Origin of the sequence: Candidatus Chloroploca asiatica (assembly GCF_002532075.1) — a bacterium.
Taxonomy (GTDB): Bacteria; Chloroflexota; Chloroflexia; order Chloroflexales; family Chloroflexaceae; genus Chloroploca; species Chloroploca asiatica.
In genome coordinates this window covers 1-16,053 of record NZ_LYXE01000008.1, presented here as the reverse complement: position 1 = coordinate 16,053, position 16,053 = coordinate 1, and the positions used below count along the sequence as shown (strand labels likewise).

The following is a 16,053-nucleotide window of genomic DNA, read 5'->3' as shown; positions in this document are numbered from 1 at the left end:
CACAGACGATCTTTATCGGTTGGATGGGTATACCCATTGTTTCACCTGCTGTGGGTCGGACTTTTTCAGCAGTCTCCAAGAGGGGTGAGAGACGCGGAGACGGGGAGGATTTAACGCAGAGGCGCGGAGACGGGGAGGCGCGAAGGGGGGACAGTTAGCGGTCTGAGTGCTCTGCGTCTCTCTGCCTCTGCGCCTCTGCGTTAAAAGAGCTAGTTTTTTTAACGCAGAGACGCAGAGGCGCAGATGTTGTGTTACCATGGTTAGGGTGTTTCAGTTCATCATTTATAGACAAAACAACTCGATCAATGCAACGAGCAATGCGGCTCCTTCTGGCCCTGCTGCTAGCTGGTGCAATCTATTTGGGGTTAGCGGTGTATGCGGCGGCGATTTTTACGGTGGCCCCGCGTACGTTTGATCCCAACAATAATCCAGCGAAGTTTGGACTTGACTTTCGTGAAGTTCGTGTTCCCTCACGGACACCGGGGCTTGAATTGGCGGGATGGTACATCCCCAACCCTGGCAGTACGCGGGCGCTGGTGATGGTGCATGGGCATACGAGTAGTCGTTCATCTGAGTTTGGCGGCGGCCTGGGCGAACTCGCTGCGGCGCTGCATCAGCGCGGATTTGCGGTGCTTGCCATTGATCTGCGGGGGCACGGCACGAGCGATGCGGCGCCGATTGGCTTTGGTACCGTCGAGCACGACGATGTCGCCGGGGCGCTCGATTGGCTCCGCGCCGAGGGCTTTGCCGCCGATCACTTGGGTGTCTTTGGCGTCTCGATGGGCGGCGCGGCGTCGATCCGCGCACTCGCCGATGACCCCGAAGTGGCTGCGCTGGTCATTGATGGCACGCCGGCTGTCATTCAGGAAGTTGTGCAGCGGCAATGGACGCGAAACTTGCGGTTGCCCGAGTTTTTCCTCTCAACGACCCTCTTTGTGGCGCGTGCCCGGTATGGTATTGATCTTGAAGCCAATGCTGCTCTGGAGACGATGCGACGCCTTGGCCCACGGCCAGTGCTGATTATTCACGGTCTCGACGATGCGCTGATCTTACCTGACCATGCCGAACGCCTGGCGGCGGCCTTGCCGAGTGCCGAACTCTGGCTCATCCCCGGGTCAGGTCACGCTCAGAACTTCGCGACGGAACGCGAACGGTATCTCGCCCGCGTCGCTGACTTTTTTGACCAGCATGTCCCCGCGCAGTCGCCGCGCCGATAGTTGGCGCCAAGGCGCAAAGCTGGGCATGCCGTTCCATCAACCCTTCGCGCCTTTGCGCCTTTGCGTCAAACAACCCTTCGCGCCTTTGCGTCAAGACTTGGTATAATTCAGCCTACAGGCTTGCCTGATCATCTCTTTTTGCCAGGTTGAGAGAGCCCATGTCAATATCAGATCTTGAGGGAATCCAGTTTGTGCCCGGTGCCGACGGTGAACGCAGTACGACGAGGGTGAATAAGGCGATCTGTAGTGCCGCCCTTGAGCCGGTTGATCCGCTTGCGGCCCAGGCGGTTCGTACTGAGGCGAATTGGCGTAAGCAGTATCCGCACCATATGCGTGCCCTGACCGAAGCTGGGATTGCGTATCCTGGTGCGGCGCTGACGCTTGCCGAGGCCGGCCTGGCCGCGGCCTGGCAACAGATCGAGTTTGTGCGCAATGGTCAGGCTCGTCCCTTTGCCGAGGCACTCGATGACCCGTTACCCAATGCCTTTGCGACGGTTGAGGTGCAAGGTCAGGGTTCGCCTGAGGTTGAACCTTGGTCGCTGCCGTATCGTGGTCAGCAGTTGCGTGGCGAGGCGTTGCTCGCTCAGCTTGCCCGTTGGGAAGAGGCCGGCATTATTGAGCCGAGTCATGCCCGTGCGCTGCGCCGGGTCAATGAGCACCCCGAGTGGTTCGATCTCTCGGATCGCACGCTGGTGCTGCTTGGCGCTGCTTCGGAGGCGGGGCCGCTGGCGATGCTGGCCCGCTGGCGGGCGACGATTGTTGCCATTGACTTGCCTGATCAGGCGCGCTGGGCGAACCTTGTGCGCCTGGTGAGCGAGGGCAACGCTCGTCTGATCGCACCTGTCAGCCAGGCGGTACCGCCCGGAACACCAACGGCGAACTGGACGGGCCTGGCCGGGGCGAATTTGCTGACCCAGACGCCCGAGCTAATTGCGTGGTTGCAAACCCTGGAGCAGCCGCTTGATCTTGGCGCAATTGCCTATCTTGATGGCGAACGGCACCTGCGGGTCTCGTTGGCGATGGACGCGATCATCGCCCAGATTAGTGCGACGCAACCCACGACAACCTTGATGTATATGGCGACCCCAGCTGATGTTTTTGCGGTACCCGAAGAGCCGGCTCGCGCCGCGATGCAACGCTTTGCCAGTCGCGGTGTAGCCGGGCGGCTTTTCACCCAGATCGGGCGGACGCTGAGTGGCGGGCGACTCTTGCAACCGCACGTCACGACGCTACGTGATGGTGGCAACGGGCGACACTATGGCATTGTTGACGGGATTGTCATTGAACAAGGGCCGAACTACGCTCTTGCCAAGCGGCTCCAGCAGTGGCGGGCGATCACGGCGCGCGCCGCAGGTCAGCGCGTGGCGATCAATGTCACCCCTTCAACGATGACGCGCTCGGTGATCAAGAATCCGGCGTTGAAGGCTGGCTACAATGGGGCCGATCGTTTTGGGATCGAGGTCTTTGCGCCCGAAACGACGCGGGCCATTATGGCCGCGCTCTGGGTGCATGATCTGCGCTGTCGTCACTGTGTCGCCGATCCCGGGGTGCCGCTGATGCATCCGCTCGAACTGCTGATGGACGGCGCCAACCACGGCGGCCTCTGGCGGATCGGCTTTTTGCCGCGCTCGGTGTTGCCGTTTGCCGCCCTAGTTGGCTATGTACGCGGCAAACTTGGGCGTAAGTAGTGTACCCTGCGGCCCTGGCGGGGCACCCGCAAGGGGTGCCCCTACAGGGCCGGCGGCCTCCGCCACCAACGGGGCACCCGCCACCAACGGGGCACCCGCCACCAACGGGGCACCCGCCACCAACGGGGCACCCGCAAGGGGTGCCCCTACAGGGCCGGGGGCCGGGGGCCGGGCCCGGTGTACGGGCACCCCTTGCGGGTGCCCTAGCGGGGTGCATACACGGAAGATGCAATCGCCCTGCGGTCTCTGCTGATTCCGGCACTGCTATAACCGCCCGGACGTCCCCTGGGACGATGGCAGCCTGCCGTTCTGCGCCTCCACCGTACGCTTCTACTGGTTTGCCTTCTGACGGGCCTCGCCCTTCAGTTCTTTCGCCTTGCCTTCCACCTGCATCTGTTCGTTGCCGATCAGTTTGCCGACCGTGCCTTCGGCCTTGCCACTAATCTCCTCGCTGATGCCTTTGGCCTGCTCTCCCGCCTTGGCTACGGCCTGGCGGTTCTGGCCTTCGACCTTCTCAACGTAGCCTTCCGCCTGCATCTGTTCGTTGCCGATCAGATCGCCAATGCTTTCCTTCACCGCCCCTTTGATCTCCGTTACCTTGCCCTTCGCCCGCTCAGTTTCATTATCCATGATTCGAATCCTTTCATCCAATTGCTGCACACACCCTATTGTCAAACCTCTGCTACCCGTTGCGTCGATACTGCGCACCAGTGCCTGCGTGCTCGGGCCGCGTACCTTTAAACCCAATACTTTTCAAATAAGCTCACGCGAAGGCGCGAAGGTTTAAGCTCACCTACGCGAAAAACTTTGCGCCTTTGCGTCAAAACAACCGCCTTCTTTGCAAGGTATTGCCTTTGAACCCTGGACGCTCGCTGCTCACCCCGTATCTCCAAAGCGTGAGCGTAGGTCGCACAGGGCTTAGCGAACACTCCCGCGGCGCACCAGATTGACGATCGCCAGCAGAATGATCGCCCCGATGAACGAGACGAGGAGGGCGCCCAGGCTGAAGTCATTTGTGTTAATGTTGCTGCCACCGATCCCCATAAAGTTGAAGACCAGCCCGCCGAGGAACGCGCCGACGATGCCGACGACGATGTTCAGCAACAGACCCTGTTGAGCATTCGTTCGCATCACCAGACTTGCCAGCCACCCGATGATCGCTCCAAACAGCAGCCATAGGAAGAAGTTAAGCATGATTATGCTCCTTTCTTAGTGGTACCACTTAAGTATAGGGATCGGAACAGCCTTCAGGTAGCAGGCGAACTGTGTTTAGCAGGTCAGGATTACCCTGTCAGTGTCAGGATGCGGTGCCAGGCTGCTGCTGGGCCGCCACCGCCACCCGCTGGGGTTCCTTCGCGACCGTTCCGGGTCAGTGGCGGCGCGGTTGGCTCGCCCGCACATGGCGGGGCAAAGGTATTGTAGGCGTGAGTAATGCCGAGGGCGAAAAGGAGACTCGCAGTCTCGGCTGGGGCATCTGCGCATATCATATCGGCTCATCGCGTTGCTGTCGCATGATGTACAAACCATACGACATGAACATGAACGTAAGCGCTACGCCAGCAACGGTGTTCCAGAAAGCTGGAAGGGTATCCTTGCCGATAAAACTCGTAAAGTTGATCAGCGCATGGGCAACGATCAGCGGCCAGAGCATGCCTTGCTTGAGCACCAATGCGGCAAAGGCAAAGCCAACCGCCAGGGCATAGGCGACCTGAATCAGGATATCGGCACCACTCTTGCCTGAAAGCAGATTTAGCGAATGGGATAGGCCAAACAAGAGCGAGGTGATCATCGCCGCCTGCCAGAGGCCGCGTGCCTTCAGCGCGTTGAGCATCAGCCCACGAAAGATGGTCTCTTCGGCAAAGCCAATCAGGAACGCAAGGATCAGCAACTGTGTGAAGAGCACCAGGCTTGGTACGTCTAGACCTACGCCGAGGTTAAGCAGGACGGGGAGCAAGAGAGGCAGAAAAAAGAGCAGGTGACGTGGGTGCGCAGGTCGCGTGAAGCCGACCGCACGCCACCATCCCAGCACGCTCAGGGCACCGATGACCAGCACACTCAGGGTACTATTGGCAATGCCAGTGATAGCCAGATTGGAGAGATCGGCGACATATGCGATGGTACCGGCCATCAGATACACGACAATGACGATAATTTCTAGGATCGCCACGAACCAGTACGGGTGGCGTTCGACAAAGCGTGGGAGATTCATCGTGTTCCTCTTAGTATGATCCAATGCTTCAGCTCGCCCTTTTGCCGGCAGCGTTACGCCCTCGGATGGCCGCCTGCGCCACTTGCGATCCGCGATGATCAGCGTCACCATTATGATCAGCATTATAGCGTACACGCCTATCGTGACCGGCAGCCAGAACCCAGCGGCATTGTTCACGGCGGTGTGCAATAGCACGACGAGCCAGAGGTTGCCCTTCGTGCGATGGCAGCGTGGCTAGCGGGAAGGAGCGGCACCCATGCGGTTCCTGCAAAGGCCCACATCGCCAGCACGACTAGCGCGCTGATGCAGACAAAGGGCGCAAGTGCGATGACGATATCCTGGTCGCGCTGATACGCATAGCCCGGAGCAGTGGCATAGAGCATCATGCCCTATCATTCCCGGATGACGATATCATTGGCGACCGTTGTCACCCCTTTTGCGCGCCAGGCCACATCCCTGGCGGTGTTGAACTCGGCCCAGGATTGGACCGTGCCGGCCAGCGTCACATGCGAGCCCTCGACGAAGATAGCAATCGCGCTCGCATCAATCGCGGCGCTGCGATCCAGCGCCTTCCTGATCCCCGCTTCGATATCGCTCGCCGATACATGCGGCTGTACGATCGTAATCTCGTTGTCCACACCCTTGACGTCCGCGATCCGCCAGGCGTTGGCCTCGGCGGCACTGCGCTGGTAGTACCAGTCGGTGGTGCCACGCAGCGTCACCCAGCCGTCTTCGACGGTGATCTGGATGCAGTCGCTCAGCACCGACGAGTCGAAGTGCAGCGCGTCGGCGAGATGGCGCGCGATCTCATCGTCGGCGTAGCGCTGGCCCCTAACGGGCTCGATCGTGAGCTCATTCATCAAGCCGCGCACCCCGCCGATCCGCAGCGCGTCGCGCTCGGCGGCCCATTTCTCGCTAGACAGCACGACGGCCCCGCGCAGCGTCACGACGCCATCCTTCACCGTGACGCCGATATCGGTGATGGTGACCTCCGGATCCCATGTGAGCTCGTCGCGTACGTCGTCCTGGATCTGTCGGTCGGACTTGAAGCTTGGCATAAAAATACTCCTCGTTATGTTATGTGTGAATAGGCATGCGCCGTTGCGTGCTGAGGGGGCCGCAGGCGCCACATGCGATCCGTGATGATCAGCGTCACCGTCATGATGAGCATTGCAGCGTATACGCCTATCGTGACCGGGAGCCAGAACCCGGCAGTGTTGTTGACGGCGGTGTGCAACAATACGACGAGCCAGAGGTTGCCCTTCGTGCGGTTGAAGAACCAGGTGAAGAGCACAGCGCGTGCCGCCGAACCAGCAACCGGAGTTGCGGTGCGGTAGAAGCAGTGGCGTTCATGGTGCGCGCTGCCGGATCGAGCCGACGCCGCTGATCTGTTCGTGCAATTCAGGGTTGCCGATGTACGCAATGCTACCCGCACCGCTAATCGTCGCGTCGAGCCGCTCGCTCACGTTCACCACCACGCTGCCGAACCCGCTGAGATCGACTGTCGCCCGCTCGCTGACGAGGGCAGCGCCATCGTAGTTGCCCGCGCCGCTGAGCCTCACGTGTTGCTCTAGCACTGTGCCGCCGATGCTTATCGGCCCCGCGCCCGAGTGGCTCACCGTCAATTGCTCGCCGCTAAAACCGTGTACGCTGACCGAACCTGCGCCCGAGAAGTTGATTGCCGTGAGGGTCTTGACCGTTACCGTCAAGATGACGCGGGTGGCGTCGCTAAAGCCCTGGTCGGCTTTAATGTCCAGGTAGAGCGTGTCGTCACGCACGTCACCCAACACAACCGCCTGCAGGTTGTCGTCGGTCTCCACCGTGAGGCCATCAGTGTCGCCCTGGGTGATCACGACCTCGCCCACACCAGCGACATCAATCGCGGTGAAAGCGCCGACCTCGCGTGTTTCAGTCGTGACATTCCCTGAACCCCGGAGCTGGCCAATGCCCAGATTAACCGTAACACAGCCGCTGAAGGCCAGGCCCAGCAAGACGAGCAACGTGAGTCTATGTAGCATATGCATACAAGCCTCTCTTTTTGTAATCAAAACCAGATAACTTTTCTAGATGCAATACCTTGTAAAGAAGGCGGTTATTTTGACGCAAAGGCGCAACGTTTTGAGCGTAGGTGAGCAACCCTTCGTGTGAGCTTCTTGAAAACGTATTAGTTCTAGATGGGCGGTTCTTCGGGCGCATCGTGTTTCGCCGTGTCACTGTGCTTGCGCTTCTGATCGAGGCTCGTACCAATCGCCGTGCCAATCGCTACACCCAACGCAAGCCCGATAGGAATATTATTCATTGCAACCCCCAAAGCGAGTCCCAAGCCTACTCCAATGGCGATGCCTATGCCCATCGAGTTCTCTTTCAAGGTATCTTCTTTCTTTGTAGCTTGTTACATGCCTAGTCCAGCGCATAGCGCTCACCGCCCACCGCACGACACACAGCCCGAGGGCAGAAGATCAGCGGTAGCTCAGGGGAAGGGCATCACGGAAAAGGGGAGTGCGCACGTGGTCGGGCCGATCGTGCAAGGCGGGCAGTATGATCCAGCATAGCACGCGCAGCGCGGGTGTTCTAGCGGGCAAGGCCGCGCACCTGAGCGCCATTTCCCTGACCTTGTCAGGAGAGACCCTGTGGCTCCGATGAGCTCGTCGCCTGCGTCTCTCCCCGCTTGCTGCCCATGCCCCCAGCCAGACGGCCTAGATACCAGACCGCCTTGCTCAGTTCGCGCAGCCAGAGCACACTGCTGGCAACTAGCACACAGATCAGCCAGTCGCTGCCTTGCAAAGGCACGGTGTCGAAGGCCCGCTGCAAGAGCGGTACGTAGATCACCGCAACCTGGAGGATCAGCGATAAGGCGACGGCGCCAAACAACCACTTATTGTGGAAGAGCCGATAGAAGGCGCTGTGCGTGTCCGAGCGTGCGTTAAAGACGTTGAACATCTGAAAGAGCACCAGCGTCGTGAGGGCCATCGTCCGGCCATAGGCCATGGTGCCTGAGCCGGCGATCAGGCCGCCCGGCAAGGAGGCGTCGAGCACCAGAAGCGTTCCAACGGCCATAATGACGCCGACGAAACCGATCCCAAACCACATCGTGCGCGTGATGATCCCGCTGCCCTGTGCGCGGGGCTGCTGCTGCATCACCGCAGGGTCGGCAGGGTCGAGACCGAGCGCAAGCGCGGGAGCGCCGTCAGTCACCAGGTTGATCCACAACACATGGATGGCGAGCAGTGGGGCGATGATCGCGCTATCGCCGCTGGCTGTCAGGCCGAGCATGTCAGCCAGCATGACGCCCCCAAACATGGTCAACACCTCGCCGATGTTGCTCGACAGAAGGAAGCGCAGGAACTTTTGGATATTGGCAACGATTGAGCGGCCCTCGCCTACGGCTACCACGATGGTGGCGAAGTTGTCGTCGGTCAGGATCATATCGGCGGCTGCCTTCGAGACATCTGTGCCGCTAATGCCCATCGCCACCCCAATATCGGCCGCTTTGAGCGCAGGTGCGTCATTCACGCCATCCCCGGTCATCGCCACCACCGCGCCGTTCTGTTGCAGGGCTTTGACGATGCGCAGCTTATGCTCTGGGGCGACACGGGCATACACCGACGCCTCGTGTACGACGGTCCTGAGCTTCTCATCTGACATGCGCTCCAACTCCGCGCCCGTGATTGCAGCAGACGATGTGGCGATGTCGAGCTCACGCGCAATGGCCGCTGCGGTCTGGGGGTGATCGCCAGTGATCATGATGGTGCGGATGCCGGCACCATTGGCTAGCGCGATGGCGGCCCTGGCCTCAACTCGGGGTGGGTCGATCATGCCAACCAGTCCCAAAAATACCAACTTCTGCTCGATCTGCTCATTCAACGCCTCGGGGTTGGCAAGCGCATCTGGCGGAAGGGTGCGAAAGGCAATCCCCAGCGTGCGCAGGGAGGCATCGGCAAGCTCTGCATTGGCCGCAAGGATGTGCGCCCGACGCTCCTCGCTCAGCTGATGTAGCCCGTCATCCATCCACTCCTCCTGGCATCGGGCCAGCAGGATGCCGGGGGCACCCTTGGTGAAGACGAGCAGATGCTCGGGGTGCTCGGCATCAGTATGGACAGTGCTCATCAGCTTGCGCTCCGACGAAAACGGCATTTCGCCAACCCGCGGAAAGCGTGCGTTAAGAGCTGCGTCGGTGAGACCTGCCTTGCGCGCGGCGACGATGAGCGCCCCTTCAGTGGGATCGCCCTGAATCACCCAGCGCCCCTCGTGCTCCTGGAGCACCGCGTTGTTCGCGCGATCGGCGGCACGGAGGAGGGTCGTCACCTCAGCACGTAGCGCATCGTCGCCCAGAACCTGATCATGCTGCCACAACTCGCCCTCGGGGGCATAGCCTGTGCCGCGCAACTCTACGCGCCCGCTGGCAGTCACAATCGTGCGTACGGTCATCTCATTTTTGGTCAGCGTCCCAGTCTTATCAGACGCGATGATGTTGGCCGAGCCAAGCGTCTCGACTGCGGGCAGCTTGCGGATGATCGCTCCGCGCCTGGCCATGCGCAGCATGCCCAGCGACAGAACCGCCGTCACGATGGCGGGCAGGCCCTCGGGCACGGCGGCCACGGCCAACGCTACCCCCAGGATGAGCACTTCCACGAGCCCGTTCAGATCGCGGATCCCATCGATCACGACGATCATTGCGATCATCACCACCGCGATAACCACGACGATCAGACCTAGCAGCTTGCCCGTGCGATCGAGTTCCCGCTGGAGCGGCGTCGGGTCGCGTGTAGCCTGCTGCAGCATCCCCGCGATCTTGCCCATTTCAGTGTGCATACCGGTCGCAGTCACCACCGCACGGCCACGACCGTAGCTGGCAGCTGTGCCGCTGAACACACTGTTGCTGCGATCGCCGATGCTGAGCTCCTGGGGAAGCGGGTCGCTGTCTTTCGCGACCGGCAGGCTCTCACCGGTGAGCGAGGCTTCGGCGACCTGGAGCGCGATGGCAGAAGTCAAGCGCCCGTCGGCGGGGATCGTGTCGCCCGCTTCGATCTGCATAATATCGCCGGGCACCAGGTCGCGGGTCGGCACGCGCTGGAGTTGCCCATCACGCAGCACAGACGCCTCGGCTGCGGTCATTGCGCGCAGTGCCGCGACCGAGCGATCCGCCCGCGCCTCCTGGACATAGCCCAGTACCCCGTTAAAGAGCACGATCGCGAAGATCACCAGGGCTTCGTAGGGCACCGATGTAGCGCCTTCATAAGCCCAGAGCGCCAGCGAGGTCGCCGCAGCAATCAGCAGCAGTCCGATCAGCACGTTCTGAAACTGAGCCAGGAACCGTCGCCAGGCTGGGGTTGGCGTTTCGGCCTGGAGCATGTTGGGGCCATGCTGAGCGAGGCGTCGGTGCGCCTCCTCAGTAGCAAGGCCATTGATGGCGTCGCTGTCAAGGGCGACGAGAACGGTTTCGGCTGGGTGCTGATAGGCCACCGCGGGATCAATATGGGCCATTAGTTGCTTCCTTGGATCATTGAGCGGAGCCGTCACTGCAAGCCTTAGCTTGGCGTCCCCTCCATATCAAGCACGTAGCACCCCGCCCGCGACGGGTGATCCTCCACCAGCGTCCCTGGCCTGACCCGGCGCAGCAGCCATAGAACGAGCCAATCGCCGCCGGCCGCAAGGGTATGGATCACACCGAAGATCAACAGGGTTCCGTTGCCCATGATGAGGCTCAGCGCGTAGGGGATGAGGCCCAGCACCAGCCCAGGCATCAGCCCCCCGAGCCGGTAGGCACCGATGTCAATAGGGCCTTCCAGATGGGCATAGGGCGTCAGCATTTTCCATTGGACGCCGTAGGTGACGCGCGTGGCTGCGCTCTTGCTCGCGAACTGCCAGGTCAGCCCGTGGATCAGTTCATGCACCACAATGCTGACGAGCATCACCGCGAAGAACAGCAGCGCCCCCGGCAACGTGACCGTCACCTCGAGCCCGCCGTGCAGCAAGACGAAGAGGCTGATCTGCGCTAGCGCGATGGGAAGGCCAATGCCCAGCGCGACCAAATTAGCGCGTAGCAGCGAGACTGAGAGGTCGCGTTGCTGTTTCGTGTTCATCGCAGGCTCCTCTGCATAAAACGCTACGGCATCGGCTTGCGCTCAACACTGGTCAGGAAGCGTACACACCCGGTGAGAGCCTTCCAGTCGATGACAATGTGCATCATCGTGACCAAGCTTGCCGCAACGCTGAGCCAGAAGTGAACGTTGGCCCACTGGGCTTTGGTCAGGATGAACATAATGAGCCCCCCCGAGTGCGGGCCTGCCGGCGCAACATACAGGAGGAAACCAGTAAGGGCAGCGAGGATCCAGAGCACAATGAGGGTCAAGGCAATCAGCGCCCGCAGACGGGCCTTTTGTCCACTCTTGCGATGCCGATCAGCGGTATGGGCGTGCCCAAGCACACGAGGGTCAGAACTCATGGGGGTTTCCTTTCGCGCCGCCGAGGTGGCGGACAAACGAACTGGCAGGCTTGATCCCAGCGCAACAGTGTGCGCTGCCGGATCGCCCCGCGACCCTTGACCTGCTCGTGCGTAATGTGAAATGTGTCAAGCCTTTTGGGGCCCAGACCGACAGAGTACTGGGGCGACAGCGCACGTCCGGCTAGCCCTCACCAGCAGGTGGCAGGGCCAGCACGTAGATAGGCGCTGTGGCGATACCCTCAGCATAGCACGGGTGCCGCAAGCGGGGAAGCGGGATCAGCAGGCAAGAACAAACTATGGTTTCCCCGACAATGTCAGGTTCCGCCCTTATGATCCGCTGTGGGTCACAGGTCCCGATGAACGGGTCTATCTGCCATGGCTGGGGCGGTAAACCGTTGCCCGGCTATGATGAAGATCAAGCATGAAATCCGGTAGTGCCGACTTCAGTCGGCTTTTTGCTCAGCCGACTGAAGTCGGCACTACCATAGACCCGATGCAAGACTGCATATTCCTCATCAGCAAGGCCATCGTTCAGGGGACTCGGCGCTTGTTGGCGACCGCCTCGGTGCGTGCTATGCTACGCAAAGCACGCACGCACGCAGGCGAACATCCAACCAGAGGGTCTTTCGCATGCACCGATGCAATCGAAAATGCCTCAGCAAAGGCGATCGATTGCGTGGGTGATGGTCTTATACCAATTACGGTTCGTACCCCCGCATTGTCATGCTGAGCGCAGCGAAGCATCGGTGCCGTCGGAACGCCCGAGACCCTTCGCTTCGCTCCTGAGCAACAAACCTCATGGTGGGATCGCAACGCCTCTGCGGTCATTCCGAACGAAGCCGCAGGCGCAGTGAGGAATCTGCACTGATCGTCATCGAAGACCCGGGCACGCAGATTATGACGTCGCCGGACGGCGTGGCGCCGTGAGGAATCTGCACTGATCGTCATCGAAGACCCCTCGCTCCGCTCGGGGTGACACGGCGAGCGCAGCGGGTGCCAACGCCAGCCATGTCATTCCGAACGGAGTGAGGAATCTTCGCTGCGGCGCATGGAAGACCCCTCGCTCCGCTCGGGGTGACACGGCGGGCGCTCGGGGTGACACGGCGGGCGCAGCGGGGTGACACGGCGGAGGCCTTGGGGTGGCAAGGACGCACGGCGGGAGTGCCAACGCCATCCATGTCATTCCGAACGGAGTGAGGAATCTTCGCTGCGGCGCATGGAAGACCCCTCGCTCCGCTCGGGGTGACACGGCGGGCGCTCGGGGTGACACGGCGGGCGCAGCGGGGTGACACGGCGGAGGCCTTGGGGTGGCAAGGACGCACGGCGGGAGTGCCAACGCCATCCATGTCATTCCGAACGGAGTGAGGAATCTTCGCTGCGGCGCATGGAAGACCCCTCGCTCCGCTCGGGGTGACACGGCGGGCGCAGCGGGGTGACACGGAGGATGCCTTGGGATGGTCATGACCCGCACGTCATATGAAAAACCTACCCCCAAGAGCCATGTCACCCCGCACGAACGTGAGGGGTCTTCCATTATGCTCGTCGGTCAGTTCGATCAGGTGGAGTTGGTGCCGTTGGTAGATCGTGATCTTGGCCTTGCGCCAAGAGCCTGGCCCTGCGGCGTAGGATACCAGTTGGAACCCTTGCGCTCGATCCAACCGAGCTCGGCCAGCAACAGATTGACGCGCTGCGAGGGCAGTTCCAGGCGATCACCAAGTTTAGCCGCCGCCAGCATCATCCGCTCGCCCCCGAGCCGAACCGTGGGCAAAGCCAACGACGATTGTTTTTAGGCTTGGGAGCCGTCACTCTCGGTGATAAACTTCAGCACACCGATCACAGATACGATTTCTACCGGCTTCTTTCGCAAGATAAAGCCGACGATCGGCTACTTTGAAGAGGCTATCCATATCCCTGCCATCTTCCGGAAACGTTGCGATCCCAGCTGAAATGGTCACGCGAATACTTTTATTTTCCGGTACAAAAAAACTCTCTTGCACGATCAGCCTTATCGCATCCGCACGTCTGGTAATATCTTCTCTGCTTGCATCAGAGATCAACAGAAGAAATTCTTCGCCACCAAAACGGAAGGGAATATCCCCTTTACGAATATTTTCCTGCAAGGTTTTACCAAAAGCACGCAGCACTTCGTCACCAATATCGTGCCCATATTTGTCGTTGATTTTTTTAAAATGGTCAATATCAAAAAGAATAAAGGCAACATGCGCATGTTCTCGCTCTGCATGGGGTAGGGCATGAACTAAAATCTCGTGAAGATAGCGGCGATTATACAGACCGGTCAGATGATCCTGAATGGCTTCCTCACGAAGTTTTGCTTGCAATACCTCTACTCGTTCTAGCTGCATTTTCATTGCTTCGTTGACTGAAATTAATTGTGCCTCGGTTTCCTTTTCTTTTGTCATATCACTGATGGATAAAATATACCCATCAGTGCCATGTTTCTCTTTTTTGAGTACATACACAGACATCTTGAAAAATCGTTTTTCACCCCTGTCCATCAAAAAATCAAAGGTCTCGCCATCCGCTTCAAAAGAAGGATGTGGCAAGCCTGGCAATCGCTCATAAATTTCGTTCAGCTCTTTACCTGTAAGATCAGTGTTCTGATAATCAAAAATATCCCTAAAGGATTGATTAGCATCCACAACTCGTTTTTTATGATCCAAAATAAAGATTGCATTCTTGTTGATTTCAAAGATCACATTACGACTGACGGGCATGATATCCAAAAAATGATAACGAAAAATAGCGACAGCGATAAAGAGGCCCGTAACAGAAAAAATAAGCGGGGTCAAATCCATCCCAGGAAAGGGGTGAATGCCTGAAAAGGCAAGAATGTTGGCGGTGAAAGGAAGAGAAACGCCCACTAAGATCACGCCCACTTGACTAAAATATCTGCGTGGGTAGCGAAAAAAAGCCTGGGGCAGCACAACAAGGGCGATAATAACACAGCTATAAAGAAAAAGAACATTGAGCCAAAAGCCAACTCCACCAGAATAGATCATAGAATCGCCATAGACCCGCATCCCACCGAAAAAGAGTCCGTGAAGCGGGTCTGTCCAGAGCAAGATCAGGGTCAGCACAGGGATGATGAAAAGCCGGGCGATCCACCGCTTGGTTACGTACTCCCGCAATCCTGTATAGGAGAAGGCAAATATCAGCAAAGCAGGTGCGCTCAAAACAACCCCAACGTAGGTCATATCGAGCCAAAAGAACTCGGAAGGGCGAAAGACGTTTGACCAGTGCAAGGCATAGGTCCAACTCCAAATCACGCTCGAAAGGCTATAAAGCGCAATCGGCATAGCACTACCAACAAAATGCCGCCGCTTCCAGGCAATGAGCATGATTACAAAAGATATGCCTCCAGAAATAAGTAAAATTTGGCTGTAAAAGATATTAGCGTAGGAGTTCATAAAAAATAGTCGTCTTTAGCATACGCTGTGCGGGGACAAATCCGGCGTACTGTCTGCCTATTATACTGGCGTCGTCATCTTTTGCAACGCCCCATACCTCGAATGAGGGGGAGGTCGTATATTGCTCTTGCTCCCACAACGATGACTGCTACAATGTAAACGTGTTTGTTGCTTCGCTGTTGTGTTGGAAAGAACTATGTCATCATCAGAATCACTTGTATCTTCACCCAAGCCATTACTGCGGGGGTGGTCACATGCGGTCGGCGCCGTCGCCGCCTTGATTGCCACGGTCATCCTCCTGATCCAGACATTTGGCGATTACCCGCGCTTTTTTGCTCTGCTGGTCTTCGGGCTAAGCATGATCCTGCTCTATGCCGTCAGCGCCATCTATCATCTCGGCAACTGGCCTGAGCGCCAACGCATCTTTTGGCGCACCTTTGATCACGCGAATATTTTTGTCTTCATCGCTGGTGCCTATACGCCGATTGCGGTTATCTTGCTTGATGGCACGATGCGCATCGCCCTGCTTGTGGTTATTTGGAGCCTGGCGTTGGTGGGGGCGGCGGCCTCGTTCTTCACCCTCCGTATGCCGCGCTGGGGGTTAATCTTGCTCTACATCGGCATGGGCTGGATCTCGTTGATTCTCCTGCCCCAGATGGTGCAGGCCATCTCATTTCAACCAGTGCTACTCTTGATCGCCGGGGGCTTGATGTACACCATTGGCGCACTGATCTACGCCTTCCGCTGGCCCAACCCGCTGCCACGCATCTTTGGCTTTCACGAGATCTTCCACCTGCTGGTCATCGCCGGGACGGTGGCGATTGCGACCACGATCTGGATCTGGGTGGTGCCTTTTGCGTAGTGAGGGTGTCAGCCTCGTTCGCCACCACTATAACATCGGGTCTGTAGTGCCGACTTCAGTCGGCTGAGCCGGACGCCGACGGAAGTCGGCACTACCTGCAGGGCGATTGCATCTTCCGTGTATGCACCCCGCCAGGGCACCCGCCAGGGCACCCGCCAGGGCACCCGCCAGGGCACCCGCCAGGGCACCCGCCAGGGCACCCGC

General features: G+C 59.1%; 17 protein-coding genes. 4 read left to right on the top strand and 13 right to left on the bottom strand.

Going from position 1 to position 16,053, the window contains the following annotated elements; genetic code table 11:
* Positions 1–317: 317 nt before the first annotated feature.
* Together A9Q02_RS00370 and A9Q02_RS00365 are read left to right on the top strand one after the other, a co-directional pair.
* Positions 318–1,217: an alpha/beta hydrolase gene (locus tag A9Q02_RS00370; RefSeq protein WP_172450450.1), complete on the top strand. Its 900-nt coding sequence runs from the start codon at positions 318–320 to the stop codon at positions 1,215–1,217.
* A gap of 158 nt (positions 1,218–1,375) precedes the next feature.
* Positions 1,376–2,905 (top strand): hypothetical protein, encoded by a 1,530-nt coding sequence (locus A9Q02_RS00365; RefSeq protein WP_097650362.1) that lies wholly within the window; start codon positions 1,376–1,378, stop codon positions 2,903–2,905.
* A gap of 330 nt (positions 2,906–3,235) precedes the next feature.
* Here the strand turns inward: A9Q02_RS00365 and A9Q02_RS00360 are convergent, their stop codons facing one another.
* From A9Q02_RS00360 to A9Q02_RS00340, 6 genes are all read right to left on the bottom strand, one after another.
* Entirely contained in the window at positions 3,236–3,535 is a 300-nt protein-coding gene (locus A9Q02_RS00360; protein ID WP_097650361.1) for a CsbD family protein, read from the bottom strand.
* A 288-nt stretch (positions 3,536–3,823) separates the two neighbouring features.
* The gene (locus tag A9Q02_RS00355; RefSeq protein ID WP_097650360.1) at positions 3,824–4,099 is read right to left on the bottom strand and encodes a GlsB/YeaQ/YmgE family stress response membrane protein; all 276 of its coding nucleotides are present in this window, start codon (positions 4,097–4,099) and stop codon (positions 3,824–3,826) included.
* Between the two features lie 89 nt (positions 4,100–4,188).
* Positions 4,189–4,392 carry a hypothetical protein gene (locus A9Q02_RS23500; protein ID WP_141508618.1) on the bottom strand — a complete coding sequence of 68 codons (204 nt, stop codon included), beginning with the start codon at positions 4,390–4,392 and terminating at the stop codon, positions 4,189–4,191.
* Positions 4,389–5,114, bottom strand: a complete 726-nt coding sequence (locus A9Q02_RS00350; protein ID WP_172450448.1) for a CPBP family intramembrane glutamic endopeptidase — start codon at positions 5,112–5,114, stop codon at positions 4,389–4,391. The genes A9Q02_RS23500 and A9Q02_RS00350 overlap by 4 nt, the downstream gene beginning before the upstream one ends.
* A gap of 173 nt (positions 5,115–5,287) precedes the next feature.
* On the bottom strand, positions 5,288–5,500 hold the full coding sequence (locus A9Q02_RS00345; RefSeq protein WP_097650358.1) for a DUF3267 domain-containing protein: 213 nt from the start codon (positions 5,498–5,500) through the stop codon (positions 5,288–5,290).
* A 6-nt stretch (positions 5,501–5,506) separates the two neighbouring features.
* The gene (locus tag A9Q02_RS00340; RefSeq protein ID WP_097650357.1) at positions 5,507–6,172 is read right to left on the bottom strand and encodes a BON domain-containing protein; all 666 of its coding nucleotides are present in this window, start codon (positions 6,170–6,172) and stop codon (positions 5,507–5,509) included.
* Between the two features lie 72 nt (positions 6,173–6,244).
* On the opposite strand from A9Q02_RS00340, the gene A9Q02_RS00335 reads away from it, so the two are divergent.
* Complete coding sequence (locus A9Q02_RS00335; RefSeq protein WP_097650356.1) at positions 6,245–6,451, top strand: hypothetical protein; 207 nt, start codon at positions 6,245–6,247, stop codon at positions 6,449–6,451.
* Between the two features lie 12 nt (positions 6,452–6,463).
* Here the strand turns inward: A9Q02_RS00335 and A9Q02_RS00330 are convergent, their stop codons facing one another.
* The 7 genes from A9Q02_RS00330 to A9Q02_RS00300 all read right to left on the bottom strand — a co-directional run bounded on the left by A9Q02_RS00330 (position 6,464) and on the right by A9Q02_RS00300 (position 14,987).
* Positions 6,464–7,138 (bottom strand): head GIN domain-containing protein, encoded by a 675-nt coding sequence (locus A9Q02_RS00330; RefSeq protein ID WP_097650355.1) that lies wholly within the window; start codon positions 7,136–7,138, stop codon positions 6,464–6,466.
* A gap of 146 nt (positions 7,139–7,284) precedes the next feature.
* The gene (locus tag A9Q02_RS00325) at positions 7,285–7,467 is read right to left on the bottom strand and encodes a glycine zipper domain-containing protein (protein WP_097650354.1); all 183 of its coding nucleotides are present in this window, start codon (positions 7,465–7,467) and stop codon (positions 7,285–7,287) included.
* A 263-nt stretch (positions 7,468–7,730) separates the two neighbouring features.
* Positions 7,731–10,598, bottom strand: coding sequence for a cation-translocating P-type ATPase (locus A9Q02_RS00320; protein WP_097650353.1), 2,868 nt, complete (start codon positions 10,596–10,598; stop codon positions 7,731–7,733).
* A 44-nt stretch (positions 10,599–10,642) separates the two neighbouring features.
* Entirely contained in the window at positions 10,643–11,197 is a 555-nt protein-coding gene (locus tag A9Q02_RS00315; protein WP_097650352.1) for a DUF3267 domain-containing protein, read from the bottom strand.
* A 23-nt stretch (positions 11,198–11,220) separates the two neighbouring features.
* Positions 11,221–11,559, bottom strand: a complete 339-nt coding sequence (locus A9Q02_RS00310) for a DUF4405 domain-containing protein (protein ID WP_097650351.1) — start codon at positions 11,557–11,559, stop codon at positions 11,221–11,223.
* Between the two features lie 1,555 nt (positions 11,560–13,114).
* A complete protein-coding gene (locus A9Q02_RS23495; RefSeq protein ID WP_141508615.1) occupies positions 13,115–13,333 on the bottom strand; it encodes a hypothetical protein in 219 nt (72 codons plus the stop codon).
* A gap of 28 nt (positions 13,334–13,361) precedes the next feature.
* Entirely contained in the window at positions 13,362–14,987 is a 1,626-nt protein-coding gene (locus tag A9Q02_RS00300; RefSeq protein ID WP_097650349.1) for a histidine kinase N-terminal 7TM domain-containing diguanylate cyclase, read from the bottom strand.
* Positions 14,988–15,183: 196 nt separating this feature from the next.
* On the opposite strand from A9Q02_RS00300, the gene trhA reads away from it, so the two are divergent.
* Positions 15,184–15,849: a PAQR family membrane homeostasis protein TrhA gene (gene trhA, locus A9Q02_RS00295; protein ID WP_097650348.1), complete on the top strand. Its 666-nt coding sequence runs from the start codon at positions 15,184–15,186 to the stop codon at positions 15,847–15,849.
* The last annotated feature ends 204 nt before the right edge of the window (positions 15,850–16,053 follow it).

Coding starts and splice junctions, on each gene's coding strand:
- A9Q02_RS00370 (WP_172450450.1), top strand. CDS start 318: ATGCGGCTCCTTCTGGCCCTGCTGCTAGCTGGTGCAATCTATTTGGGG.
- A9Q02_RS00330 (WP_097650355.1), bottom strand. CDS start 7,138: ATGCATATGCTACATAGACTCACGTTGCTCGTCTTGCTGGGCCTGGCC.
- A9Q02_RS00350 (WP_172450448.1), bottom strand. CDS start 5,114: ATGAATCTCCCACGCTTTGTCGAACGCCACCCGTACTGGTTCGTGGCG.
- A9Q02_RS00325 (WP_097650354.1), bottom strand. CDS start 7,467: ATGGGCATAGGCATCGCCATTGGAGTAGGCTTGGGACTCGCTTTGGGG.
- A9Q02_RS00340 (WP_097650357.1), bottom strand. CDS start 6,172: ATGCCAAGCTTCAAGTCCGACCGACAGATCCAGGACGACGTACGCGAC.
- A9Q02_RS00360 (WP_097650361.1), bottom strand. CDS start 3,535: ATGGATAATGAAACTGAGCGGGCGAAGGGCAAGGTAACGGAGATCAAA.
- A9Q02_RS00320 (WP_097650353.1), bottom strand. CDS start 10,598: ATGGCCCATATTGATCCCGCGGTGGCCTATCAGCACCCAGCCGAAACC.
- A9Q02_RS00345 (WP_097650358.1), bottom strand. CDS start 5,500: ATGATGCTCTATGCCACTGCTCCGGGCTATGCGTATCAGCGCGACCAG.
- A9Q02_RS23500 (WP_141508618.1), bottom strand. CDS start 4,392: ATGATATGCGCAGATGCCCCAGCCGAGACTGCGAGTCTCCTTTTCGCC.
- A9Q02_RS00335 (WP_097650356.1), top strand. CDS start 6,245: ATGCGATCCGTGATGATCAGCGTCACCGTCATGATGAGCATTGCAGCG.
- A9Q02_RS00315 (WP_097650352.1), bottom strand. CDS start 11,197: ATGAACACGAAACAGCAACGCGACCTCTCAGTCTCGCTGCTACGCGCT.
- A9Q02_RS00310 (WP_097650351.1), bottom strand. CDS start 11,559: ATGAGTTCTGACCCTCGTGTGCTTGGGCACGCCCATACCGCTGATCGG.
- trhA (WP_097650348.1), top strand. CDS start 15,184: ATGTCATCATCAGAATCACTTGTATCTTCACCCAAGCCATTACTGCGG.
- A9Q02_RS00365 (WP_097650362.1), top strand. CDS start 1,376: ATGTCAATATCAGATCTTGAGGGAATCCAGTTTGTGCCCGGTGCCGAC.
- A9Q02_RS00355 (WP_097650360.1), bottom strand. CDS start 4,099: ATGCTTAACTTCTTCCTATGGCTGCTGTTTGGAGCGATCATCGGGTGG.
- A9Q02_RS00300 (WP_097650349.1), bottom strand. CDS start 14,987: ATGAACTCCTACGCTAATATCTTTTACAGCCAAATTTTACTTATTTCT.